At 43.5% G+C, this 26,185-nt stretch carries 15 protein-coding genes; 5 read left to right on the forward strand and 10 right to left on the reverse strand.

What is annotated here, in order from left to right; translation table 11 throughout:
* Positions 1 to 2 precede the first annotated feature (2 nt).
* The gene (locus ABJK37_RS22855) at positions 3 to 1,640 is read right to left on the reverse strand and encodes a DUF5060 domain-containing protein (protein ID WP_348358635.1); all 1,638 of its coding nucleotides are present in this window, start codon (positions 1,638 to 1,640) and stop codon (positions 3 to 5) included.
* The gene (locus ABJK37_RS22860; RefSeq protein ID WP_348358637.1) at positions 1,630 to 4,569 is read right to left on the reverse strand and encodes a glycoside hydrolase family 2 TIM barrel-domain containing protein; all 2,940 of its coding nucleotides are present in this window, start codon (positions 4,567 to 4,569) and stop codon (positions 1,630 to 1,632) included. Before ABJK37_RS22860 ends, ABJK37_RS22855 begins: the two co-directional genes overlap by 11 nt.
* A 358-nt stretch (positions 4,570 to 4,927) precedes the next feature.
* Between ABJK37_RS22860 and ABJK37_RS22865 the strand changes: the two genes are divergently transcribed.
* Both ABJK37_RS22865 and ABJK37_RS22870 read left to right on the forward strand, forming a co-directional pair.
* Positions 4,928 to 6,508 (forward strand): alpha-L-fucosidase, encoded by a 1,581-nt coding sequence (locus ABJK37_RS22865; RefSeq protein ID WP_348358639.1) that lies wholly within the window; start codon positions 4,928 to 4,930, stop codon positions 6,506 to 6,508.
* 178 nt (positions 6,509 to 6,686) lie between these two features.
* Positions 6,687 to 8,465 carry a sialate O-acetylesterase gene (locus ABJK37_RS22870; RefSeq protein ID WP_348358641.1) on the forward strand — a complete coding sequence of 593 codons (1,779 nt, stop codon included), beginning with the start codon at positions 6,687 to 6,689 and terminating at the stop codon, positions 8,463 to 8,465.
* A gap of 43 nt (positions 8,466 to 8,508) precedes the next feature.
* On the opposite strand, the gene ABJK37_RS22875 is transcribed toward ABJK37_RS22870, so the two are convergent.
* From ABJK37_RS22875 to ABJK37_RS22905, 7 genes are all read right to left on the reverse strand, one after another.
* Positions 8,509 to 9,999 carry an arylsulfatase gene (locus ABJK37_RS22875; protein ID WP_348358643.1) on the reverse strand — a complete coding sequence of 497 codons (1,491 nt, stop codon included), beginning with the start codon at positions 9,997 to 9,999 and terminating at the stop codon, positions 8,509 to 8,511.
* A 100-nt stretch (positions 10,000 to 10,099) separates the two neighbouring features.
* Positions 10,100 to 11,467, reverse strand: a complete 1,368-nt coding sequence (locus ABJK37_RS22880; RefSeq protein ID WP_348358645.1) for an SGNH/GDSL hydrolase family protein — start codon at positions 11,465 to 11,467, stop codon at positions 10,100 to 10,102.
* Positions 11,468 to 11,602: 135 nt separating this feature from the next.
* Positions 11,603 to 12,481 (reverse strand): AraC family transcriptional regulator, encoded by an 879-nt coding sequence (locus tag ABJK37_RS22885; RefSeq protein ID WP_348358647.1) that lies wholly within the window; start codon positions 12,479 to 12,481, stop codon positions 11,603 to 11,605.
* A 33-nt stretch (positions 12,482 to 12,514) separates the two neighbouring features.
* Positions 12,515 to 14,350: a sulfatase-like hydrolase/transferase gene (locus tag ABJK37_RS22890; protein WP_348358649.1), complete on the reverse strand. Its 1,836-nt coding sequence runs from the start codon at positions 14,348 to 14,350 to the stop codon at positions 12,515 to 12,517.
* Between the two features lie 417 nt (positions 14,351 to 14,767).
* A complete protein-coding gene (locus tag ABJK37_RS22895; RefSeq protein WP_348358651.1) occupies positions 14,768 to 16,132 on the reverse strand; it encodes a family 16 glycosylhydrolase in 1,365 nt (454 codons plus the stop codon).
* 41 nt (positions 16,133 to 16,173) lie between these two features.
* Positions 16,174 to 17,778, reverse strand: a complete 1,605-nt coding sequence (locus ABJK37_RS22900) for an alpha-L-fucosidase (RefSeq protein ID WP_348358653.1) — start codon at positions 17,776 to 17,778, stop codon at positions 16,174 to 16,176.
* Positions 17,779 to 17,939: 161 nt separating this feature from the next.
* Positions 17,940 to 18,296: an L-rhamnose mutarotase gene (locus ABJK37_RS22905; protein WP_011573711.1), complete on the reverse strand. Its 357-nt coding sequence runs from the start codon at positions 18,294 to 18,296 to the stop codon at positions 17,940 to 17,942.
* Positions 18,297 to 18,461: 165 nt separating this feature from the next.
* Between ABJK37_RS22905 and ABJK37_RS22910 the strand changes: the two genes are divergently transcribed.
* From ABJK37_RS22910 to ABJK37_RS22920, 3 genes are read left to right on the forward strand one after another with little or no spacing between them, the layout of a single operon-like run.
* A complete protein-coding gene (locus tag ABJK37_RS22910; protein WP_348358655.1) occupies positions 18,462 to 21,701 on the forward strand; it encodes a glycoside hydrolase family 2 TIM barrel-domain containing protein in 3,240 nt (1,079 codons plus the stop codon).
* Between the two features lie 2 nt (positions 21,702 to 21,703).
* On the forward strand, positions 21,704 to 23,587 hold the full coding sequence (locus tag ABJK37_RS22915) for an arylsulfatase (protein WP_348358657.1): 1,884 nt from the start codon (positions 21,704 to 21,706) through the stop codon (positions 23,585 to 23,587).
* A gap of 14 nt (positions 23,588 to 23,601) precedes the next feature.
* Complete coding sequence (locus tag ABJK37_RS22920) at positions 23,602 to 25,182, forward strand: arylsulfatase (protein ID WP_348358659.1); 1,581 nt, start codon at positions 23,602 to 23,604, stop codon at positions 25,180 to 25,182.
* Here the strand turns inward: ABJK37_RS22920 and ABJK37_RS22925 are convergent.
* A complete protein-coding gene (locus ABJK37_RS22925) occupies positions 25,179 to 26,060 on the reverse strand; it encodes an AraC family transcriptional regulator (RefSeq protein ID WP_348358661.1) in 882 nt (293 codons plus the stop codon). The two genes, ABJK37_RS22920 and ABJK37_RS22925, sit on opposite strands and share 4 nt — an antisense overlap.
* Between the last annotated feature and the right edge of the window lie 125 nt (positions 26,061 to 26,185).

A 26,185-nucleotide genomic window follows, 5' to 3' on the forward strand; every position in this document is an offset into this window, starting at 1 on the left:
GATTACTCTACTACTTTGCTGATCAATATGGCGTCGGCGCTTCCACGCCACGGGGAAATAAATAATTGCTCTTTGTTAATTTGACTGACTTGGGTCATTTCGCCAGTTAAGGTGTTAAACCACTGCATTGTACGATTTGGCTTTTTACCATCGGGGATCAAATACCAGTTCCCTCGTGACATCTGAAAGTTGTCTTTCGATACATAAATTAGATAGGTTTCTTGCTCATCAACCATGGTGAAGCCCGAACCGTTCTTACCTGGGGCCGGTGTAAATGAAGAGAAATTAAAATGCTCGAAAAATGTTGTCATAGCCCTAAAGTAGCCAAACTTGGGGTGATGCCTAGCGTCTGCTTGTTCAAATGGGTTATAAATAATGACGTTCCATGCATTTGCTTGCCAATAATAGGTGCTGTATACGCCAGCAAATATGGTCATCCAATTTCTTCTAAGTGCCACCTCGGGGTCGGTGTAATCACCAGGGAACACCTCGTATGGTGAGGCCTCATATGCACCATGTTCTATGTTGTAAATCACCTTGTCGCCAAAGCGTTTTCTAACATTTAACATACGATTATAGATGTCATAACCCCAATCTTGAGTGGATATAAAATCAACTTGCTCAGGGTACTTTGCACAGTAATTAAAGTCATGAACCGTTACTAAACGGTTAAAGTGATTGAGACTGCGTAAACGTTCGATTCGGTCCTTGATATAAGCTTCATCCGCGCGGCCATAAAATAACGCTTCTTTTGAAATATCCCACACAATATTCGGAAACGCTTGATAACGTTTCACGACATAATCAAAATACATATTGTCGGCATCTGAATTCATTTCTGGCCAACTAACCATTTTGTTCCACACGTAAATCATCAAATGACTCACCATACGCTTGTCGTGTAGTAACTGAATACTGCGGTCTAGTTTTTGGAAAAATGCCACGTTCAAACTTGAAAAGTCAGGCTGCTTGTTAGAGCCTAGAAAAGGGTAGATGTCTTGACGCCCGCCGAATTCATGTTCTGGATGTGCAGCCAGCTTTGCGTCTTTTTTCCAATTTACGTCATGAGCATACACATTCATCACCACATGATTAAAACCATGCTCTTTGATGCGTGACAACAAGTGTTCACTCTTTGGAGTTGCCTCGTCATTGGAATAATCCAAAGCAAACAACCAATCAAGCTCATATCCCAATAGAAAGTATTCACTGCCATCTTCATAAGCAAATGCTTGTTTGTTTTGAGATGACAACACCATAGCACCGTGATTAGAAGGATCTTCATTCACTGTCACCCGAACACGGCCACTTAACCCATTAAGTTGTAGAACATCTCCTTTGACTTGATAATGCCACTCTCCAGTTTGTGCAGCTGAGAATCTCAATAACCAGTTATTGTTGCCATTAAAGACGATAGGGACAGTTTGTTTTTCACCTGTTGCGAGGTGAACAAAATAAGCATTTACTTGAGCTTCGAAAGGTGTTTCGGTTGACGTTTTGGTCGTTAAAGTAATATCTAAAACTTCCCACTTTTCAACCTCTAGGTGCTGTGTAAAAGTGCTGTCAGGCTGTGCAGAAACCACTCCTACCATCATTAGAAAACTGCAAAAATACAATGTCGCTTTGATACTAAAACTCATTACCAGCTCCTTGGACTAATTGAGTAAGGCGAAAGCCATTTAGACGTACCTGCTGGTTACCATTGGGCGCGGCCATGATCAAAGACGCCTCACCTTGTGAGTCCACAGCGAAGGTGTGAAGTGCAAAACCAGCTGCACCTTTATTTGAACCGCCATCTCCCCTTTCTCCGCCGCCAGCTTCAGTGATAGCAATACGCTTACCAAATGTAGGTCGATAATTAGTAACGCTTTGTGAGCGCGAATTTTTCGGCATATTAAATCGAAACGGTCGAATAGCTTCGCCATCATCGCTTAGCATATGATGCCAAGTTTTCAGCTCATATTTTCCTTGGGGTAACTGACTGAAATCTAATCTAATGGGTTGCCCGTCTACGTTGTTGACGCCATCTTCAATTAGAAAACTAAGATCCCCTGGTACTCCCCAAGTATTATCCCAACTCAGAGGTAAAGTTGCTCCCGATAACGCGATTTTTACCTCTTGGCCATTTGCCGCGGCGATCAAACGAGAGTCATCACCTGACTGATGAGACCAAATATAAAAATTCTCTTGAGGATGTTGTTCACGATTGCCAAAGTCGACAGCAATCGTCAAAGGGTCAAACATATGACTAGACGTAACGTTCGACTTTGCTTCATCTGCGTCTTGTAGGTCGATACTGGCAGTGCCAGTTTCCAGGCCGTCGGCGTGAGCACTTAATTTCAAAGTCGTAGCCGTTGTTCCTACCCGAATCATAATAGGCGCATGACCATTGCGCCAGGTAACTGGATTCGCACCAATGGTCTCATCACCTATGATCTGCCCATCCCCTTGTAGTTCAAATCTGACACTAGGCGTGTCGTTATCGATGAGCTCCCCATTATTGTTTGTCACTTTTGCGTAAGCTAGAATGATACTCGAGCCATCAGCAATCTTGTCAAAGCCATCAGTATCAAACGTTACTACTAGCTTTTCCCCTCGGGCCTCTTTTGTTCTATGATGTTTTGCTACCACACGCTTTTTATCAGCGTGGTAAGCCAACGCGGTTAGGGTGCCGCTTTGCCAGTTGAAAGGAATCAAAATTGAAGGCGAATTGAGATGCTGGTTTTGCTCCAAACGCTTCGCTTTATAACGACCTAACGAACGATTGTTATGCAATAATTCAATTTCAGGTGCATTGGTAAAAACCTGCACTTGGTCTTCAAACTGCCCCCGAGTATCGGCAATATGGACCATAGGCTCAGAGGTAAGCTCTGATTGATACCAAAAGTAATTTGGTTTGGGTAATCGAAATGCGTCCCAACTGGATGCCTGCCATACTGACAAATTTGGATATTGTTTATCGCGCTTTATGAAAGATTGACTATCATGGGCGCTCCAAGATGCTAATCCAATCAAGTTTGGATCACCCTTATAGCGAGACACAATTTCTTGCAGTGAGAGACTATCAATAGAACCGGTGTGCTCCATGGCAAATAACAAGTCGTCGGCTTGACGCTTTGCTCCGCGGTAATCCATAACGGCATAAAGATCAGTAATTCCTGAATGCTGTTCGCCCGTCCACAAGGTGCCGTTATTCATGCTAATGCGCGTGGGATCTTCTTCTTTGGCGGCAAAATGTAGCCGTTTGATTGTACCTCTGTGGTTGATTCCCGCTCCCCAGCCTAATACCGATGGGTGATTACGATGATTTCTAATCATGCGACGGGTCGCAAGTTCTAACCTTGTCATCCAAAGTTCATCGCCCATGCCAATCCAAGTAGGGGGTTCCTCTACCACAATTAAACCCAACTCATCACAAGCTTGTAAGAACGCATTGTCATGAGGGTAATGGGCCAAGCGCACTAAATTCATACCCGAACGCTTAAACTTTAAGGCATCTAACCGATGAAGATTATTTGGGACTGCATCACCGATATAAGGGAAGTGCTGATGACGATTCGCTCCGATAATTTCAATTGGCTCACCATTAATTAACAAACCTTTACCTAATGCCAATTCAAATTTTCGTATCCCTAAAGGATTGGTTTTACTATGTAATACCCTTCCATTTTCATCGAGCAGTTGACTGACGACCTTGTACAAATATGGACTATCTGGTGACCAAAGATGCAAATTTTCGTCAATACCGGTGGTATGCCTCACCAAGCGAGTAGCACCAGCGTTAAGGTTATGCTCAGTACGTTTTCTTTGAATAACTATAGACTGTTGGTCGACAATATAAGTTTGCACATAAAACGTACGAGGTTGATTACCCATGTTTATGATTTCACTGCGCACGGTAACCGTTGCATCTTTTTTTGTTACTGCCGGTGTAGTGACAAAAACCCCCGACGTGCTGGAATCCCAATCAAATGTAAAATGCAGTGAATCTAATACGTTAATGTAAACATCACGATAAAGTCCTCCGAAAAGCACATAGTCTGCAGTATGGCCATCAGGTGGAATATGTTTGTTGCGTCGATTATCTAACTCAATAGTAAGGGTATTGGTTTGATCGAAAGTAACAAATTCAGAAATATCAAAATGAAATGGAGTATAGGCACCTACCGCATGTTCACCAACATATTGGCCATTAACCCACAATCGCGTTTTTTGGTGTGCCCCTTCAAACTCAAGATAAACCTTACTGCCTGGACTGCCACTAACGTCTATTTTTCGTTCATAGAAGCTAAGATCACGATGAAAGGTCAGTTGAGATTTGTCATCATTGCTGTTGTCTAAGTTAATAGATGTAAGTGCATAACTATGTGGAAGGCTGACTTTTTGCCACTTTTCAACAGACCATTGTTTGCTATTTGGTTGATGTTTGGTGCCCCCTTTATGATAACGCCAGTCGAGGTTTATATTCACTCGAGAACTAGTTGAAGCCGTTTCTATGGTTTTAACTTGGCCGTGAACATCTAACACTAGGTAACTTATTAAGCACATGAAAATGGCACGAAAAGACATAAACCACCTTATATTAATTATATAATAAAGCGACAATACATCATTCAAATACAATTGTTAATATTTATATATGATAATTATTTATCTAACAGTTTAAATGTGAACATGCTTATATTAGTAGTTTAATTGCATATAAATTGAATTAACCCACTAATTATAAAAGTGTTCCATTAATGTGCAAATTGGTAAAATACTGTTATTTACAGCGCCCGAGACGCGCCAAAATTCATTGTTAAAACGACACTCACTAAAAATGCATATAAAAATATTAAGTTTCATATGTAAATTTTATTTGCAATGTGCGGGGGTTTATATTTATAGTGTCGCTAACATTTTATTAACCTGAATGACTCTAAAAATGGTTCGAAAAAATATTCCAATAAAAAGTGTGTTAGCAATCACAGTGGCCACTTTATTAACTGCGTGTACTGAAAAGCCACTTGAATTAGCAACTACGGTAACTGACAAAGCAGATTATAGTGAAAAGCTATCTGAGATTCGTAATGTTGCAAACCAAGGGCCTTTTAAAGCGAATTGGGATTCACTTAAGGAATACAACATTCCCCAATGGTATCAAGATGCCAAGTTCGGGATTTTTATCCACTGGGGAGTATATTCTGTGCCGTCTTATAACGGGGAATGGTATCCACGTAAAATGTATCTAAGCGATACCGAGGAGTTTTCCTATCAACAAGAAAAGCATGGCTCGCTGACAGAATTTGGCTATAAAGATTTTATCCCACAGTTCAAAGCGGAAAAATTTGATGCTGACAAGTGGCTTGAAGTAGTAAAAGACTCAGGCGCTAAGTATATTGTTCCAGTAGCAGAGCATCACGACGGCTTCTCTATGTACGATAACTCATATTCTCGCTGGGATGCGGTCGAAATGGGCCCTAAACGTGATGTTATCGCTGAGCTAAAAACCGCCGCACAAAAAGCAGATATTTACTTTGGGTTATCGAGCCATCGAGCAGAAAACTGGTGGTTCTTCGAGGGTGGCAGAGAAACCCCAAGTGACGTGCAAGACGATACTTACCGCGGTCTTTACGGACCAGCTGTTAGCCGCGAAACTTCTGAAGCAGGGGAAACGCCTCCGACTCAAGAGTTCTTGGATGATTGGCTATTAAGAACGGTGGAAATTGTCGATAAGTACCAACCTGACCTTATTTGGTTTGACTGGTGGATGGCATCTGAGCCCTTCCATCAGCATGTGAAGGAATTCACCAGTTACTTCTATAATAAGGGTTCTAAATGGGAAGATATGCCAGCTCTTAACTACAAAGATCTAGGAGACTTTCGTTCATTTCCGCCAGGCTCGGCAGTACTTGATATAGAGCGTGGACAAATGTCTGATACTTATGAGTATTTCTGGCAAACAGATACGTCTGTGTCAAAAACCTCGTGGGGCTATGTCACCAACCCATCCTACCGTGACGCCAACTCATTAGTCGACGATTTGATTGATATCGTCAGTAAGAATGGCTCCATGCTTCTCAATATCGGCCCCAAACCAGATGGTACCATTCCGCAACAAGAAATTAATCTACTCGCTGAAATTGGTAGCTGGTTAAAACTCAATGGTGAAGCGATTTACAGCACTCGCCCATGGGTTACCTTTGGTGAGGGTTCTACCGTTGTTATTGATGGAACCAACTCCAATGATGCTGAAGCACATCGTAAAGATTTTAATAGTAGTGATATTCGTTTTACTCAAAATGGTAATGCGCTATACGCCACTTTAATGGCTTGGCCAAAAGGAAAAGACGAGCTTACAATCCGTTCGATTAACAGCGAAAATTATCCCGAAAAAATAACCAATGTCACCATGCTAGGCCATGATGGGGAGTTAAGCTTTTCTCAAAATGAAAATGGTTTAACTGTAAAACTGCCCGCTTCTTCACCATCACGTTTCGCTCAAGTAATTAAAATTTCGAAATAGGTTCCATAGGCAGTCATTGGTTGTGTCCTCTGATGGCTGCCTTTTTTATATGAAAATCCATTTACTTCCATCAATTTTCACCGCAATATTTTGTACCCTGCTTCAGGCGACGAGCCACGCCATTGAGCTTCCTTCTATATACTCTGACCACATGGTAATACAGCGCAACGAGCCTATTGTGATTAAAGGTAAAGCTGCCTCTAACGCAGAAGTTACCTTAACTATCGCTGGGCAACGGCATAACACCATTGCGGATCACAATGGGCAGTGGCAAGTTACCTTAACCGCTCGCTCAGCTGGCGGCCCGTTTACCCTGCACGCATTTGAATCGTCATCTAGTATTAAAATTAGCGATATTTATTATGGTGATGTGTGGCTAGCTTCTGGTCAATCGAATATGGAATGGAAACTTGCTTGGCAAGTAGACAATTGGCAACAAGAAGTACAAGACAGTAACTTTCCGCTGATCCGCTACTTTGACGTACCAAACCACTATACGGCCGACGAGCAAAACATCATAGGCCACGCTAAATGGCAATTGGCTTCACCAACCACTGCCGGTGATTTTTCTGCAATCGCATGGCTATTTGCTAAGCAACTGCACCTTGAGAAAGGCGTACCAGTAGCCATCATAGATTCCACATGGGGTGGAACTCCTGCAGAAGCTTGGACACCACTGCCAGATTTACTGAAACATAACGCATATAAGTCTCAGGCAAACGATCTTATTTCAAAGCCAAACCATTGGAATCAAGTTTTCCAACAAACCAGAGTTGACGAATTCAAAAAACAACAACGTCTGAAAAGCAAAGATGGACATTATATTTTGGGCTTATCTCACCCAAACTTAGATGACCAACACTGGGTAACAACCGACCTTCCTTTAACCAAACCTCTTCCGAATGTACTCTGGACACGTAAGCGATTCTCACTCACACAACTACAAGCTCACTCAAATGGGGCACTTTTTATTGGCTATACCCCATCACATTTTCAAGTTTATTTAAATGGGACGCAGGTACAAAAATCAATAGGCGCGCAACGAGACGATCCATATATTTTACCTAAAGAGCACTTTATTGCAGGGCAAAACCTCATCGCCTTTAGAGCAGTCAATAGTTGGGACAATCATGTTAATATCGCAAGTAAAGACGCGTTAACTCTGCACCTAGATAACACCCAAATACAGTTAAACAGCGGATGGAAAATCAGCAATAAAATGGAAGAAGCGGTTCCTATGCCACCCAAGTTGTGGCAAAAACCAGGAGTGCTTTACAACGCCATGATCCACCCCCTCATCGATTTTCCATTGAAGGGTATTATTTGGTATCAAGGAGAAAGTAATGTCAAACAAGCGACTCAATATGCCTCTTTGTTTACATCCTTAATACAGAGTTGGCGTGAACGTTGGGGTCAAGCCGAATTACCTTTTGTTTACGCCCAACTGGCAAACATACATGCTGTAAAAGAGACACCATCCACTAGTAACTGGGCGTTGTTACGAGAAGCGCAAACTCAAGCTCTCGTGCTCCCAAAGACCGCAATGGCGGTACTAATTGACGCAGGCGATCCATGGGATATACATCCTAGAAACAAACAAATAGTGGCCCAACGTTTATGGCAAGGAGCCAAAAAGGTCGCCTACAATAGTAAAAGTGTTACATCTGGACCCATGGTCAAAGAAATGCAGGTTGAGGACACCGATTTGCTACTGAGCTTTACTGACATAGGGCAAGGTCTTCGCTCGAAAGGGCGTACTTTGCATGGTTTCGAAGTAGCAGGAAAAGATGGACGCTATGTAAACGCTCAAGCCACCATCGAAGGTGACCGCGTACGCTTACATTCTCCCACTGTATCGTCCCCCATATCAGCACGCTACGCATGGGCCGATAACTCTTTGGCGAATTTGTATAACATCAATGGGTTTCCTGCTGTCCCTTTTCGCATTGGGGAATAAGTCACTACGCTCAGTCACCCCTTTGCATCGCCACAAACCCATTTTAATGATTGGAGTTAACTGTGGTGACGCCAGATAGCCTAATCTGTTTGTAACGTTTCAGCATTTCGGTGATTCTATCTTGGTGTTTGGAGAATTTAAGCAAATTTTTAGTCTCTCGCTCCTGCCGATTGCTACCTAGATTAAATAACGCTATGGGCTCAAATTTTGAGATTTGATGATCGCTTTGTATTATCAGTTTCCAATCACCTTCGCGATATATCAATTCATTTTTTGACCCACCCTGCAACATCATAAAGTCTCGAGCTTGCCAGGATTCGTTGGAAAGTAGCGGAAGGAGGTTTTTAGAATCAGGCGCGGCTATGCTATCTAGAGGTGTACCAGCCGCAGCGGCAATAGTGGCTAATATATCTTGTACTAAAACGGGGGACGTTAGTGACATTCCACTCTTTAAAACCTTGGGCCAAGAGACAATAAAAGGCACTCTGTGCCCTCCCTCGTAAGCGCTATTTTTACTTCCTCTATATTCGCCGCTAGGACGATGTCCAGCCTCAAGTGTTCCAGGAACACGATAGGTTAAGCCTCCATTGTCAGAAGTAAAAATTATCAAGGTATTTTCATAACGGCCCGCCTCTTTAAGCGAAGACACAATTCTCTTCACTTGCAAATCGAGTTCATGAATCATATCAAGGTGTACAGAAGGCATGGTCCCTGCGACTTTTTCTCCATCAAAGTATTCGGGGGGTATATGGGGTAAATGAGCCATTGGGCTTGCATAATACAGAAACAGAGGCTGCTCTTTTGGCTGCTCTTCAATAAACGCTACCGCTTTTTTTGAAAGTAAATCGCCTATTTTTCTAGTATCCCAAGCGCTATCTCCCATGCCGTCACCTTTGTCAGAAATGGTGCTTAAGGATGGTGCTGTTTCTTGATTAACATGAATGATTTTTGACGAGTCAGATAATGGCGCCCATCGCTGATTTTCGTATGCCAAATACAATGGCCCCTGAATACCGTCAGGTAGCATAAAGCTGTAATCAAAACCGATATCATTCGGCCCACCTGCAACCATAGTTGATAAATCTACTTCTGGAATAAAACCTTCGTCAGAACCTCGGAAAATACCAGTGCCGTCGGTTCGCATAAAATCTCCGCCTAAGTGCCACTTGCCGATAAATCCGGTTCTATAGCCAGCCTTTTGCGTTACATTTCCCAATGTATGAGAGCTAGTTGAAATAGCATTTTTCTGAAAACTCCCCCACACACCCCAAGGTGATTCAGAGCGATAGTTATTATTGCCTGTCATCACTGCATAACGCGTAGGGGCGCATAGTGCAGTCGCCGAATGTGCATCATTAATCCACACACCTTGGTAAGCTAAGGCATCAATATTTGCCGTACGCAGCACTGGCTTTTGCTTTAAAACGACATCAGTATAATAACTAATGTCACCTATTCCGATGTCATCCGCCAAAATCACTACTATATCCGGCTGTTTAGGATTGCTATGGAGGTAGAAAGGCAATAACAGCAAAAATGTTATTCCTAAGTGGTTGAGTTTACATTGGGTTTTCACGGAAACGCTCTCAGGTGGGTTTAGATTGAAATAGCCACAATCCCTAACATCGGCAAAATCACAAACCAACAAATTTGATACTGTAATGGTGTGTGCGTGGTTTGTTTTCTTCATAAAGCTGTTTATGTAACGCCATCAATTCCTTTTGATACTGTGCCTCATTATCGATTTCAGCTAGGTATGTATTTACTTGTTTTTTTAAATATTCATACCAAGGCTCAGAAACACTCTTCTCGACATGAGCAAATAAGACGTTGGAAACTGCTGTCAGATCTGATTTGTCAGTTTCAGGATATTGGTCGAGCATCGAGTATTTAACCTGCGCTATATCTCGTAATTTGCTTGCTATAATTGCTCGGCGATCATTGAGTGTTTTGACTAGTAAAGCTTGCTGATACATAGGCGTAGATTCAATTGCCGCTAGGTTGATACCCCGAGAAAGCAAGGTATTTGAAAAACTACCAATCGCTTTTTGGTCAAGTTGAATACTATATTGCCCAGGTTTTAGTCCACTTATTCGGAGCCGCTGTTGATTCAATTTATTCATAAAAGGTACCCACTGTAATGCTACCTTTTGTGCTTCCGAAACAGGGAAGGGTAATGCCTCAGCTTTACACGTAAACTCAACAAAATCCTCAGCCAAACTCAGTGCACCTACAAGCGGACACTTTTGAAACTCGTTGTCTCTATTGGCATTAATATCAATCGAAATATTTGCCACATATTGATCGGTTTGTTTAGCCATTAAAAACGCGTACGACATGACAAAGTGTCCGGCCTCGCCAGGATGGACTCTGTCAGTTCCCACTATAGTGGTTCTTGGATCGTTTTCTTGCAGCTTAGCATTGATCTCTAGCATGGGCTGATGAAAGTCCACCCATTCAACACTTAGGTCTTTGGCTAATTTTGTGACCTCTACCGAAAGGTTCCGCAGTGCATCGTTTACACCGTAATAATCTACTGGTGCAAACAACGCAGTTTGATCGTAGATAGATGGTGTTATCACCACGACCCGCGTTCCCATCTTAATTAACTTTTGTATAATTTTACGCACGTTGTCCAGATACGCAGCGACTATATCTGAAGCTTTTTTGTCTCTTACAGCCCTCGCCACTCGGTCTTTTTTGGGCTGCTTGTATAAATAGCGTCCAACATCATTCATACCAAGCATTATGGTTGCAACAGTGGGGCGATGCGGCGCTATGTCCCTGTCAAACCTGCGTAATACGCCTGTCGCAGTATCACCAGAGATGCCGCCATTCACAAACACAATGGGCGTATGCGGAAATCGCGTCGCATTAAAAAGTGCAATATTTGTGTGATAACTACCTCCATGAGTGATCGAATCACCTATAAACACCAATACATCTTTTTCTTTCAAAAATGCAGTTTTGGAAGCAGCATGTAATTCTAATCCTGTAGTCAAACCGATCAAAATCGTTAGAAATTTTACACAAATAAGCGAGCGCTTTAAGGCATAGGAAGGCCAACAACCGATATTTGGGCATTTTTTAGTGTTGATTGTCAAAGTCAAAACGTCCTATTCAAATTCATAAATTCTTCACGCCTCTTGCTTGTTGTATTTAGCAATGATGGCTTTTCGATAACGATTAGGCGTACAGCCATATTGCTTTTTAAATTGTGCGATAAAGTGCGAAGGGTTGGAGAAGTTCAAGTCATAGCTAAGTTGAGTAATGGAAACTCGGCTTTGTCCAAGCATTCTTGCCGCATGATATAACCTATGTCGTACAACATACTCAGAATAAGAGAAGCAAAAAATGCTTTTAAAAACCCGAGAAAAATAAGATGGCGATAAATGACACTTCTTCGCCGCATCTTCCAAACTCAAGATAACACTTGTCTGCTTTCTAAATATTTCCATAACAGGTTGAATTTTAGCGCTAAGCAATTTAGAGCTTAAAATACGTGGCACTTGGACATTTAGCACTTTTCCGTGCTCCTTGAGCATGACTAAAGCTAAATTAAGTAACGCAATACTTTTTGCATGATACTTATCTGTCTTAAAGCTTTCATGTGCCCATCGAATTATTTGCAATAGTTGCCCTTGAAACTCTGGAGGAAGACGCAGATGCATACCGACCTCAAACAACGAAGACAAAGCCTCAAACTGATGGGTTTCAAATAGTACTTTGGGAAATTGAACGATATACCACGACTTAGCCTGTTCAGTTAAGTCAAAGTCATGGGATTCCATCGCCGGGGTATACACCACGTCGAAAGGTTCTAAGGTTGTTTCCCCTTGATGATAATGAAAAACTCCTTCAACCTGTTCGAAAAAAATAAGTTCTTGCACCTCATGAAAATGCATTTCACAATGATAATCTTCATTGTCGATATAACCCACATGGTGTATTTCAATTTCATGTCCATCCTTGATGCAACAGGGTTCGCAATACGCATCTGACTTAGAAGTATTCATTGTGTTGATCCTTTAAAACCTAATGCCGTAGTCTCATGAACTCACCGTAACTATTACAGATGCTGATAGCCCGGAACGCAAAAAGGACGGTGCAGTGTTGGCAGCTAAAGGCTCAGCATCTTCCCATGAAAAAGCACGAATTGTGGCTTGCCCAACCTTCAAAGCATGTATCTGCCCGAACTTGTCCACACTTACAACATCTGGATCGCTAGATTCCCAAATAATGCCTTGCCTCTGAGCGTGCTTGGGAATGATGTTGATATCTAGTACCCCACGCTCACCGAGAGATAAATTCCTTCGAGAATCATCTATAATTAATTGAGTAACAGGAGTCAGTTTATGCTTGTCTAAAATGGCGCCTAGGTAACGATAAGCATCGGACTGTTCTGGGGTTAATCGGCTTACATCTAACCCGCTGTAGCGCTTTAATTGCCATGCCTTTTCAACGACTTTAATGCCTTCTCGCTCTAAGGGATCGTGTCGTAAATCAAAAAATCGGCCTTGAGGGAAATCGTTGTCTGGTGCGTAGCGTTTAAAATGTTTATTGAATGCGTAACGTAAGACTTTGTTTTCGTCTTTGTATGATTCGTTGCCGATATACCAAGTGTAAATATATTCTCGGTGTTCTTTGATTTTCTGACCCGTTGCTTGAGGCCAGAAACTGATGCCGTCTATCTGCTGAGCGGCAGGCAATTCAATACCCGCCGCTTGAGCAATCGTTGGGTAAATATCGGTCAAGTTAACCAACCCATCGTATGTGCGATAATCAGCATGCTTGCCACTTGGTATTTCCCCGGGATGATGTAAGACCAGAGGCACATGTAACCCATTGTCTGCGTTGCCTCCTTTCCTGCCAGGATAAATGCTCCCGTCAGGTAACATATGTCCGAAACTTTCCTTGGTTCCGTTATCTCCCATCACCACGATCAAGGTATTGTCGAGCAAATCTTGCTGTCTCAACTTTTCAACCACCTTCCCTATCATTTTGTCCATATAGCGGATCATGTCGGGAAAGTACTGGCGGTCATCTCCGCGAGTATTGTTATAATCCGCATTTTCGGGAAACCCATCAAATATCGACTCTGGCTGCGTATCGGGTGTAGGTTTGTGGTCATCGTGTACTAGGATCATGGGGTAGTACAAAAAAAACGGTTTATGTTTGTTCTCATCTATAAATCGCAAAGCATGTCGATTAATAATATCCGGTCCATACCAGCGTCTGCCTGTCTGTGGATCTAGGTCCTTTCGCCGTTTGTAGTTGCGCACCTCACCATTGATCACAAGATTAGGGTTAATATAGCGCTGCCCTTCTGTAACGACGTCAAACGCAGCGTAATAATCCCAGCCAAACTGGCTTATATAGTCCTTACCAGGAATTTCCATCGTGCCTCGAGTTTGTTTCCATTTACCAAATAATCCTGTGGTATAGCCAGCTTTTTTAAATGCATCTCCAAAGGTTAGATCAGAACTATGCTGAGATTTTGGCTGCAAATAGTTCCTATCGTTTCGTTTGCCACTCATTAAGGCAATTCGTGTGTTTTCACAGATTGGATAGGCGAAGGCGCGGTCTATTCTTAAACCTTGCTGTGCAAGCGTATCAATATTAGGCGTGGCAAACTCTGCTCGAGTAAACTCACCATCGTAGCTGTGTAAGCGGTTCGCACCATAAGCCGTTACACCATAATGACTTAAATCATCAATCAAAATCAGCACTACATTGGTATTCGGCTTATCTATCACTGATAAATTGGTAGGTTTAAATACAGTTTCAACTTCAAAAACGTCAGTTTCGCCTGATTGTTTAACGCATGCGGTAAAAATTAAAGAGAAGACTGCGAAAAAAAATAAACCGACAAGTTTTACCCGCATATATATTCACCCAAAAAAAGCCAATATTAATTTACATATGATAAACATACTTTATATTTAATGTATACTGTATAACCTCAATCTGTTGCACTAATGTAAATAAAGAATGAGTAATGATAACTAAAAACGCAGCAATCACCTTGCTAGCTTTGTAATTGGCTATTTGAGGATGGAGTAAAGCCATGATCAATGGCCGATAATATATTTCCCACTTTGGTCAACACTGAAGCGGAGACTATCCACAAACAGCCAAGTTAGTAGTTAAATATGGTTTTGTTGGTAGAGGTGATATGTGTGGTGCAAAAAGAGTTGAACAAAAAAGGCCAGCATCATCTATGTCGGCCTAACTTTTGAACTACGGAAATACGCTTGGACTGATTACATCGCATTTCAGTGATGTGTGCGTATTAGCCCACTTCAATTGGGCTGTACCTTCATCATTGCTATGTTATCAAAAACTGCATTACCCTGTTGAGAACCGCTAAATCGCAGAGTGATTTTCTGACCTTTGACACCAGAAAAACGTAAACCGTATGCTGAAAATACATCACCAGAAACGATAGACGACGTCATTACCTCGCCTTGTTCATCCAACACGCTTATGCTGCCTGTAGTCATAATTTTCTCCCCCGTATTTTTAGCATACGCAGAAATTTCGAACAGGCCTCTTTCTGGCAAGGTTACCCTTTGCTGTGCATAGCTATCAGCTCCAACTTCAAGCCCCCAGGAATGGGTATAACTCATTTGAGGCTCATCTGTGAAGTGAACTTTTTCGCCCATAAACTCCCAATTGTTGCTCCGCGTCGATGATTCGAATCCCGCATCTTGTATTAGATTTAAAGGGGATGTTCTAAGTTGGTAACTGCGTACATGATCGTAATAGGCTGTATTTATTTCTGAGTCATCCAACTCAGTCTGACTTGGGTATGGCCCATGCCCTTCCGGAATCCATTGCGGTTGCCAATCGTATGTCTCGACCACCATTCGCAACGACATTTCACTATTGAACGGCAGTTGGTCGCGCTCATGAGCCAGATTAACCGTGCCTGTACGATTGCCGTTAAAATAAAAGTGCATTTGATTTGGCGTTACCCACCACATTGAGTAGGTATTGAAGTCTGCCGAGAGCTTATTTTTACTGTCATATTTTGCGCCCTTTGAAAGGTATGGTGCGCCTTTACACTTACCATCAACCATTTCGCTCGGTTTATAGTGCGTGTTTGAACGCATCACATTAGCCCAGCTATCCTCTGGCCAGCCGCCAATCGTCTCAAGAATATCCAATTCTGTGGAGTGGTATTTACCGCATCCTTTGTGCCGATCATCAGACTCATCTGAGTGCAACCAAAACGTTGTCGACATTTTGGTTTTGGACGCTTTAATGCGCGCTTCGAAGTAACCGAAGGTGGCAGGAGTCTTGCCAGACACCGCAGAGCCCCCCATGGAATAGGTTTCATTCGGCTTAGGGTGAGTCGACGTTTTTAGCTCAAGATTGCCGTTCGCCACTTTCACGTTTGATGTCAAAAACTCGGCCGGAGGGCGCCCCTGCCACGTCGTAATGTGGTCGCGCCATTTTGTGCTATCAAGTTCCCCAGCGTTAAATTCATCAGACATACTGTGAATGGGCAGCCATTCAAAGCCCTTAGGTGCATCGGGTAAAAAGCTCGGGACAGGGCTTTTTGCCGTTGCCGCCGGTATATCGCTATTGCCTTGCTGGCAGCCAGCCAGGCAAAACGCTGCCGCTAAGGCCGTTAGTAGCGGCCCGTTATTGTAAGCAATCATAAACATTCCTAATGTTAGATAAAGAATAATTCCCTGAGCAGTTAAAGCACGTCAGGGGGAGGATCAGCTAATTCGATTTTGATCCCAAGGGCATAGTTTCCCGCGGGCTTGCTCGGTAGCGTTACTGTGAGTTTGTCGGCATCTTGTTGCCAAACCAGTTCCTCGTCGTTGGCCAACAGCGAGATACGTTTTATCGGATCGATAAGATGATGTTGCTCACTGCCAAGGGCGTTGAAGGAAACAGTGTCTTGCTTTTCTGGCCAATCAAGCACAAAAGCATAAACAGACTGGTCTTTGCGGGTATAACGGATATCGCGGGAGGTATAACCTGTGTCTTTGTGGTTGCCGTGCAACACGAGCTTAGCATTGGTGGGGCCTTGACCGAAAACACTGAATGGCCTTGTTTCGTAAATCCCCTCGCCATTTTTATCCAGCCATCCCCCTAGCTCCATAAGCACGTCGACTTGATCTTGAGAAATAATGCCATTCACATCTGGCGCAACATTGAGCAGAAGGGAACCGTTTTTACTGACAATATCAATCAGGTCACCAATCAACTTATCCGCTGGCATGGTTTGCCAATCGTCATTGTAAGACCAGCGCCAACCACCTAACGACATGTCGGTTTGCCAAGGCATATCTCGTATTCGGTCTAATTTACCTGACTCCACATCAAGTACCGCAGCGCCATCAGGTATAGGCTTGTAGCTTATGTTTTTGTAGTTAAGTACAACGCCTTGCTCATTCTTAACCCCCTGATTGTAGTATTGAGCTAGAAGCGATTTACGCTTTTCTTCGTACTCAGGATTAGAAAAGCCTAAATCGAACCAGAGCAAGTCAGGCTCATACTGTTGCATCATGTCCATACTACGAGCGAACCATTGGTTTACATGTTCTTCACTGTGGGGGGCGGTAATCGCATGCGGTTTGCCATAAAAGTCCTCAAAGGCGGGGTCAACTGTGTCCGTCCCTTCTTTGTATCCCCACCAATACCAGCCGTAAGCATAGTGAGATGACATGCCGACCTTCATACCTTTTGCTCTAGCGGCTTCGAATATTTCCCCCACAACGTCCCGTTTAGGGCCCATATTGACGGCGTCCCAGCGAGTAATGTTGGAATTATACATGGCGAAACCGTCGCAATGCTCGGCAACAGGGACCACATATTTAGCCCCAGCTTTTTCGAATAAGGTTATCCATTGCTTTGCATCAAAGTCTTTACCATGAAACTTTGGAATGAAGTCCTTGTAGCCAAATTCTTCTGTGCCACCATAGTGTTCTATGTGGTGCTGATACACTTTATTCACTCTATCTGGATTCGGATTACCTTTGATATCAACCGTTTGCTCTCGATACATATGGTATCCATAAAATGGCCCTAAATATTTAGGCACCACATAGGGACCCCAATGTATAAAGATCCCCAACTTTGAATCTTGGAACCACTGTGGGGTTTGATACTGTTTTAGTGAGTCCCACGTGGCTTCATACGGACCAGAAATAAAGGCTTCTGACTGGGCAGACGAGACGCCTTGCGTGCCTATTTTCGCATTTAATTGAGTTTCTATTTGCGCAACTGCGTGTGTCGTTAAAAATCCACTCAATAACGTCCCTATTATCGCGCTAGCATATGTAAAGCGAGCCATCAGTCTATTTCCTCATCTATCACTTAGTAACCAATCTAGTTATTCATTCAGCCGTTAAATCAGTCATATTTCGCACAACAAATTATCACATATAAATATAATACTTTAAATTTAAATCAACAACCATTCAAAAATTATGACTTTCCAACCCGTATTTCAAACTAGGTTAACGCGAGTTTCAGGTCATATATTTTGTTCATCTCAATCCACTTCTGGCCTTCTTCTGCCCAAGGCAATGGTTTTTGAAATTGCCACATGAGCGCTTCCCATTCATCACTCTTCGCTCTGCCTTCTGGGGTAGCCGGTTCCGCGTTTGGATCATAATGCTCGTTGGTTTCCATTATCATAAAAAGCCTATCCCCTAGATGATAAATCTCCATATCAACTATGCCCATTTCTCGCATGTTTTGCGTGATTTGTGGCCATGCTTTGTCTGGCGTATGAAACGCTAAGTACTGCTCTATCAGCGCTGGATCGTCGATTAAATCTAACGCCAAACAATAACGTTTGTGAGTCATGTGTTTTCCTTCATCAAAATTTCTGCGTGATAAATGCATAAAATAATTGTTGTCAATTTGTAAATACGGTACATTTAAATTAAATATGAATCAATTAATTAACATGTAAATTTCAAAAGCGCTTGTTTGAGCTAGATTTACATATTAAAAGAGGTGTTCTACCAAATGCTTTACGCCCGCTATGCCACTTTGTTCGTCATTACCCAGGTATGTTTGTTGTTCTCTTTTACAGGTAGCGCAAAAACAGTTCAGGTCAAAAACGACTGGGAGAACCCAGACGTGATACAAATCAACAGGTTACCCGCCAGAGCAACCTCCTATTCTTTTGATACGCCAGAACAGGCTTTGACCCGAGATCGCAACCAATCCACCATACAAAGCTTAAATGGCCAGTGGAAGTTTCATTTTGCTGAAAAAAGTCAAAATCGCCCCATGAATTTCTTTCGCACGGATTTTGACAGCCAATCTTGGTCTACCATCACCGTCCCTGCCAACTGGGAGCTAGAGGGCTATGGCACGCCAATTTATACCAACTCGGTATATCCGATGTTTAAAGATGAAAATGACATCGTTTTACCCTTAATCACCCGTGACAATCCTGTAGGTTCCTATTTAACGGACTTTAGCGTTCCTGAAGACTGGCAGGATGAGCAGATTATTTTGCACTTTGGTGGCGTAACCTCGGCCTATTACGTTTGGGTTAATGGACAAAAAGTTGGCTATGCTCAGGGCAGTCGCCTGCCATCTGAATTCGATATTACCGATTACTTAGTCCCGGGCAATAACACCTTAGCAGTGCAAGTATTCCGGTGGAGTGATGGTAGTTATTTGGAAGACCAAGATCACTGGCGATTAAGCGGCATTCACAGAGAAGTCATGCTGATGGCTCAGCCTAAAGTCGCTCTGAACGACTTTTTTGTGCAAACCCATTTAAGCGACAATTACCAACAGGGTATGATTGAAATCAATCCTAAACTGTCTAACCCTGAGCGTCAGAAATTAGCAGGTTGGACAGTCAAAGCTGCACTATACGACGCCATGGGTAAAGAAATCGACGATACCCGCATGCAAGTTGACGCGACAAAATTAACCCGCGTCGCCTATCCTCAGCGTGATAATTTCGCTTTCGGGTTAATGAAAACCAAGGTAGATAAACCAGCACTATGGACATCAGAAACCCCTAACTTGTATACCCTAGTGTTAAGTTTGCACGGTCAACAAGGTGAGCTGGTTGAAACACGCAGCACCAGAGTAGGCTTTCGCGATGTGAAATTTGGCCCCGAAGGAGAATTATTGATAAATGGCCAAAGTGTTGAAATTATTGGGGTAAATCGTCACGACCATGACGCGAAAAAAGGTAAAGCGCTGGATCGCGAAGATCTACGTCAAGACGTTATCATGCTCAAGCAATTTAATTTTAACTCAGTACGCACCTCTCACTACCCCAATGATCCGTATTTTTACGAACTTGCGGATGAGTACGGTTTGTACATTATGGATGAAGCAAATATTGAATCTCACGGTGTGGGCGGCCTGCTTGCGAACTTACCCGAGTGGAACTATTCCATGAGTCAACGTGCCATGCGCATGCTTGAAAGAGATAAAAATCACCCGTCTATTATTTCATGGTCTATGGGTAACGAGTCAGGTACCGGCCCTAACTTTGCCGCGATAGCAGGCTGGTTAAAAGATAAAGATCCTACGCGATTTGTGCATTATGAAGGCGCACAAGGCGATCCAACGCACCCACAATACGTCGGTTTAAGTCAACGCTACCCGACCGATGAAGAGAAAAGTCAGTATTACACCCCTCTTGCTAATCCGACGGATCCAAAGTTTGTTGATGTCATTAGCAGAATGTACCCCACCCTTGACGAGCTTAAAGGCTTAGCTGACAGTCCGCATATTGATCGTCCTATTTTAATGTGTGAATACGCCCATGCGATGGGTAACTCCTTGGGTAATCTTGCCGAGTACTGGGAAATGGTTCGAGCAAGACCAAACCTCATCGGCGGCTACATCTGGGACTGGATTGACCAAGGAATAGAGACACAAAACGAGCAGGGGGAAACCTACCTTGCCTATGGCGGAGATTTTGGTGACACGCCAAATGCATCTAACTTTTGTTTAAATGGCGTGATGGACTCCTACCGCCAACCTAATCCTCATGCATGGGAAGCAAAATATGTTTTCCAGCCAGCGGAATTTACCTTAGTGGAACCTGCGAAAGGTAAAGTATCAGTACTTAATCGCTTTTTCTTCAACAACCTAGCTAACTACGATATTAGCTGGTCGCTTTCTGAAGATGGTAGGCGAATTGAACAGGGCCTTATTCAGCCAGGTGATGTGGCACCTGGTGCACACAAGAGCCTAGTGATCCCCTATCAAAAACCGAGCATTAAGCCAGGTGCAACCTATTGGTTAAAGGTCAGCCTATTACTTCGCGACGATACGTTGTGGGCGGCCAAAGGCCATGAGTTAGCGAAAGCGCAATTTAGTTTGCCTTTCTCTCGCCCAGCTGAAGAAGCTCCCATCAGCGCGAGTGCATTGCAAGTGGATGACACTGCAGCGAAGTTAACCATCGCTGCAGACACAGTTAGTGTGACCTTCAATAAAACAACAGGTTACTTAGATAGCCTCATTTCTGATGAGCTGAAAATCCTACACGAACCGCTTAAACATAACTTTTGGCGTCCACAAACTGATAACGATCGCATCGGTTGGAAAACTCTCGAGAATAAGAAAGTATGGTTTGAGGCTACGCAGCAATTAGCACTTGGCACCTTTGATTACCGCCAAACTGATACTGGTGTGATAGTAAACACCCGCCATAATAACGGCGCTTCTGTGATAGTAGACACCCAATATCAGATTGACGCAGCGGGTAATGTCACCGTGCACGTCGCACTGGATGCCGATAAAGACTTACCCGATTTGTTGCGAGTGGGTATGTCTACAGCTGTGAGCGGCACGCTCGAGCGCATGGCATACTATGGCAAAGGCCCTCATGAGAATTATATCGATCGTAATCAAGGCGCCGAAACTGACGTATATCAAGGGGTAGTTTCAGACTTTGTACACAGCTACGCCCGCCCTCAAGAAAATGGAAACCGTACTGGAGTGAAGTGGTTAACCTTAAGCGATTATGCTCAGCACTTTTTCACCGTAAAAGGCAAACAAGACCTCAGTATGTCAGTATGGCCTTGGTCAGCTGAGAACTTACAAGAAGCAAACCATCCATATGACTTGGTGGAACGGGGAATATTTACCGTTAATATCGACCTTATCCAAGCTGGAGTAGGCGGAATTGACTCATGGAGCCCCAATGCGGCACCCATCAAAAAGTATCAGTTGCCATCAGGTCAGTATCAATACCAATTCACCCTAGCTGTAGGTAAGCATTAATCATGTGGTTAAAAAGACTGCACGCTTTGGCGGTAGGCCACATCACGCTGCTAGTAAGCAGTTTGTTGTGGTCGCTAACAGTGTGCTCAGCCGAGCAAAATAGAAGCGCCTCAGCTGAGCCCCCCACCAAACCCAATATTGTGCTTATCGTTACAGACGATCAGGGCTATGGGGATATTGGTCGTCACAGTAACCCGATTATTCAAACCCCCAATATTGACGATATTGCGGCGCAAAGTGCCAGGCTGACTAACTTTCATGTAGACCCCACATGTTCTCCCACGCGATCTGCTTTGTTAACGGGTAAACACTCCCTGAGAGCTGGCGTTTGGCACACTATTTTAGGGCGTTACATGCTGGGCCCTGAACATGTCACTCTCGCTGAATCGCTTCAAGAAAATGGCTACAGAACCGGCATATTTGGCAAGTGGCACTTAGGTGATAATTATCCTTATCGCCCACAAGACCAAGGGTTTGACGAGGTACTCATTCATGGTGGCGGTGGCGTAGGGCAAACCCCAGATTATTGGGGCAATACCCAGTTTGATGACACCTATTACCGCAACGGTACCCCCGAAAAGTTCAGTGGTTACGCCACTAAAATCTGGTTTGATGAGGCCAAGAAATTCATAGATAAACAACACGACACACCGTATTTTGCCTATATCGCACTCAATGCCCCACATGGGCCTTACCGCGCCCCAGAAACTCACATTGAGCCCTACGAAAAACGGGGTTTAAACCGAGACATGGCAAGCTTTTACGGCATGATCAGCTACATTGACGAACAAGTCGGCGAGCTGCGTGCTCACCTGCGCGCCCAAGATCAACTCGACAATACCATTTTTATTTTTATGACAGACAACGGTAGCTCTTATAAGCCTACCGATGAAAAAACCCATTTAACTAAGCGCCACCTGCCGTTAGCTGAGCAGAACCCTGATTGGCAGCCGAACGACAATATGCGCGGCTATAAAGGGGAAGTGTATGAGGGAGGACATCGGGTACCGTTCTTTATCTCTTACCCTAACGGCAATATCACAGCCGGGGATTACGAAGCAATAACCGCCCATTTTGACGTTATGCCAACGCTCTTAGAATTGGCAAATATTCCGCCGGTAAATAGCACCTTAGATGGCACAAGTTTAGCAACATACCTTAAGGGTGAGCAGGCAAACCGCTCTTTGGAAAGCAAGTTATCCGAGCGAGCGATAGTGGTGACCAACCAACGCGTATATCACCCCAGCGTCAAACGCCCCATCGCTATTGCGTTTTATCAGTGGCGCTACATTTCAGCCAATGACAGCGAGCAACTGTTTAACCTTCAGCAAGACCCAAGCCAGCAAAACGATATTAAAAGTGACCACCCTGACATACTCGCCAATATGCGCCAGCGCAAGCAAACTTGGTGGCAAGAGATGCAAGCCAGTGGTTTTAAAGACCGCTATATTTCAGTTGGCAATGACGCAGAAAATCCAGTACGTCTTAACGCGATGGATTGGATGGAGGTACCGGACAATCAAGCCGTGCCCTGGTTCATTGGGCATCAGGCCCCAGCGCCAGAATGGGACTATGTACATTGGTTAACAGAAGAAGATAAATACCAAGCGCTACCTTGGTATATCGATGTAGAGCAAGCGGCAAACTATCAAGTCAAAGCGTACTTTCATGATATACCCGCCGCGACGCCGGTAAACAAACAGCTGTGTGTTATACAAGTTGGCGACAAACAGCTTTCCGCTCCCGTTTACGGTCGTGCCTCCCACTGTGCTATTACCGTACCCTTGGCCAAAGGCAAGCAAAAAATCAGTGCTTGGTTTACCGATAACAAACAAAGCCTGTCAAAAGAAAAAGCCGCCTTTTATCTCTATCTTGAACGTATCTAGCACGAGGAATTAACATGTCAGCCATCAATGGAAAAACGCTGCTCGTAAGCACTGCTTTTTTATTACTATGCGGTTTAAGCATCTGTGCAAAAGCCAATACTCGTACTCAAGTGCACAGTGAAAGTGAAAGTGAAACAGTAAAAAATAAACCCAATATCGTTATCTTTTATGTGGACGATCTCGGTTACAATGATATTGGTGCTAATGGAGGGACACAGGTCAGTACACCAAATATCGACCAACTCGCCAGCAAGGGGATCCGCTTCACTGACGCCCATAGCTCGTCAGCGACCTGCACCCCTTCGCGCTATTCCTTGCTCACAGGGGAATACGCTTTTAGAAACAACGCAGCCGTACTACCAGGTGACGCCCCTCTTATCATTGACGTAAATAAGCCAACCTTGCCCAATATGCTCAGCAAGGCCGGCTATACCAGTGCCATGGTAGGTAAATGGCACTTAGGGTTAGGTGACGGCGAGAGCCCAGTCGATTGGAATCAAGAAGTGAAACCCGGCCCACGACAAGTGGGGTTTGACTACAGCTTTATCCTGCCCTCAACCGGTGATCGCGTACCGTCTGTATACATGGAAAACGGCCGAGTGCTGAATTTAGATCCCATGGACCCGCTAAAAATAAGTTACGTGGAAAAGATTGGTCAGCGTCCCACAGGACGTGAAAACCCTGAATTACTGCGCCAGCAAGCTGATAATCAACACAGTGATACCATTATCAATGGCATTAGCCGTATTGGTTTTATGCAAGGGGGTAAATCCGCTGAATGGAAAGACGAAGAGTTCTACCAAGTCTTCACAGATAAAGCCAATCACTTCATCGAACAAAACGCGAAAAAGCCGTTTTTCTTGTTTTTCTCATTTCATGATATTCACGTACCACGTTTGCCTAACGAGCGCTTTTTAGGAAAAAGTCCTTTGGGTATTCGCGGTGATGCCATTATGCAAATGGACTGGATCACTGGACAAATCGTTTCAAAACTCAAAGAATTAAACGCCCTAGATAATACACTCATTATCTTTACCAGCGACAACGGCCCTGTGTTGAATGACGGCTATGAAGACGGCGCCGATGAAACATTGAATCTACATCAGCCAGGGGGAATATATCGAGGCGGTAAGTACAGCGCCTATGAAGCTGGCACGCGAGTTCCCACCATTGTGCACTACCCAGCAAAAGTGCAAGCTGGCATAAGTGATGCGCTAGTGAGTCAAATCGATATTTACGCGTCATTAGCGGCAATGCTCAATATTGAATTGGATGACAAAGAAGCGATCGATAGCCAAGATTATTTAGCAACATGGTTAAACAGCAATGCAGACGGGCGAACTGATTTAATTGAAGAGTCATACACCTTGGCACTGCGGTCGGGGAATTGGAAATTTATCGCTCCCACAAGTAAAGTCAACCTCTGGATTGCCAATGATAAGGGCATCGAATCAGGCATGGCCACTACAGCCCAGCTATTCAACCTCAAAAATGATCCTCAAGAACAGCGTAACCTGTTCAAAAAACATCCAGAGATGGGAAGGCAATTTGAAAAGCGAATAAATAAAATTATTCAGAAAACAACAAGGCATTAGTTTTTTGGTTTCAGTAACCTGCGTACGTCATATTCTCGTCGAAAGGCTGATGGCGTAACGCCCGTTTCTTTTTTAAATGTACGTGAGAAGTGGAAGATATCACAAAAACCGCAGCTTTCAGCCACCCTGTCAATACTCTCAGCTCCCCGCAAAAGACGTTGTTTCGCTAGGGCTATTTGCTTATGCAGCATATAACGTTTGGGTGAAACATTAAATGTAGCTTTAAATTTTCGTGAAAAATGCTCTGGGGACATATTTGCTGCCTCAGCGAGTGTAATCAAACTTGGTGGATTTACTACCTGCTGATTCATCAAGCTAAGACATGAGACGAGTGACGGATGCAGTAAATGCTTACTTTGCTGAGATGTGTCATCAAAAATATGCATAAATGGCAATAGCAAATTGAGTAGCAAACTCTGTCGTTCAAGCGCAGCACTAGGGCGCTTAATCATCATTTTTTGAATTAACGTATCGAACTGAATGCTAGTGTCATCAGGCAAAGGACATTTGACCCGACAAGGCTTGCCAAAAAGCATAAATAAATCCAAACCTTCATTTAGGCTGGCCTGAAAATGGACCCACTTAAAAGACAGTTTACTTAAAGCAGTATGCGACAACAGTTGATAGGGCGGAATGAGGTACAAGTACCCTGGCTCCATTATGAGCACGCGATCGGTAAATTGTAACTCGGCTTTACCTGACTCAACATAGTAAATTCGATTATAGTGATTTACAAACTGGCTACCATTCCACTCAGCACCTATTTGCATATCGAAGGCGGCATAAACATGAAATTGCACCTTACTGAATAATGCGTCTGGCTGTAGATTTTCCCACACAAAACCGCCAGAACCGGTCTCAAATTGCTCAATTAACACTTCTTCTTTTCACCTTAATACACAAAGCATCTTTATCATAGGTACTGAAAACAATCAACTTTACTAGTAAAACATCAAATTTACACAAATATACATCAAAATTATCAATGGTGACACTCTTAACA

The organism is Paraglaciecola sp. (assembly GCF_039964565.1).
Classification (GTDB): Bacteria; Pseudomonadota; Gammaproteobacteria; order Enterobacterales; family Alteromonadaceae; genus Paraglaciecola.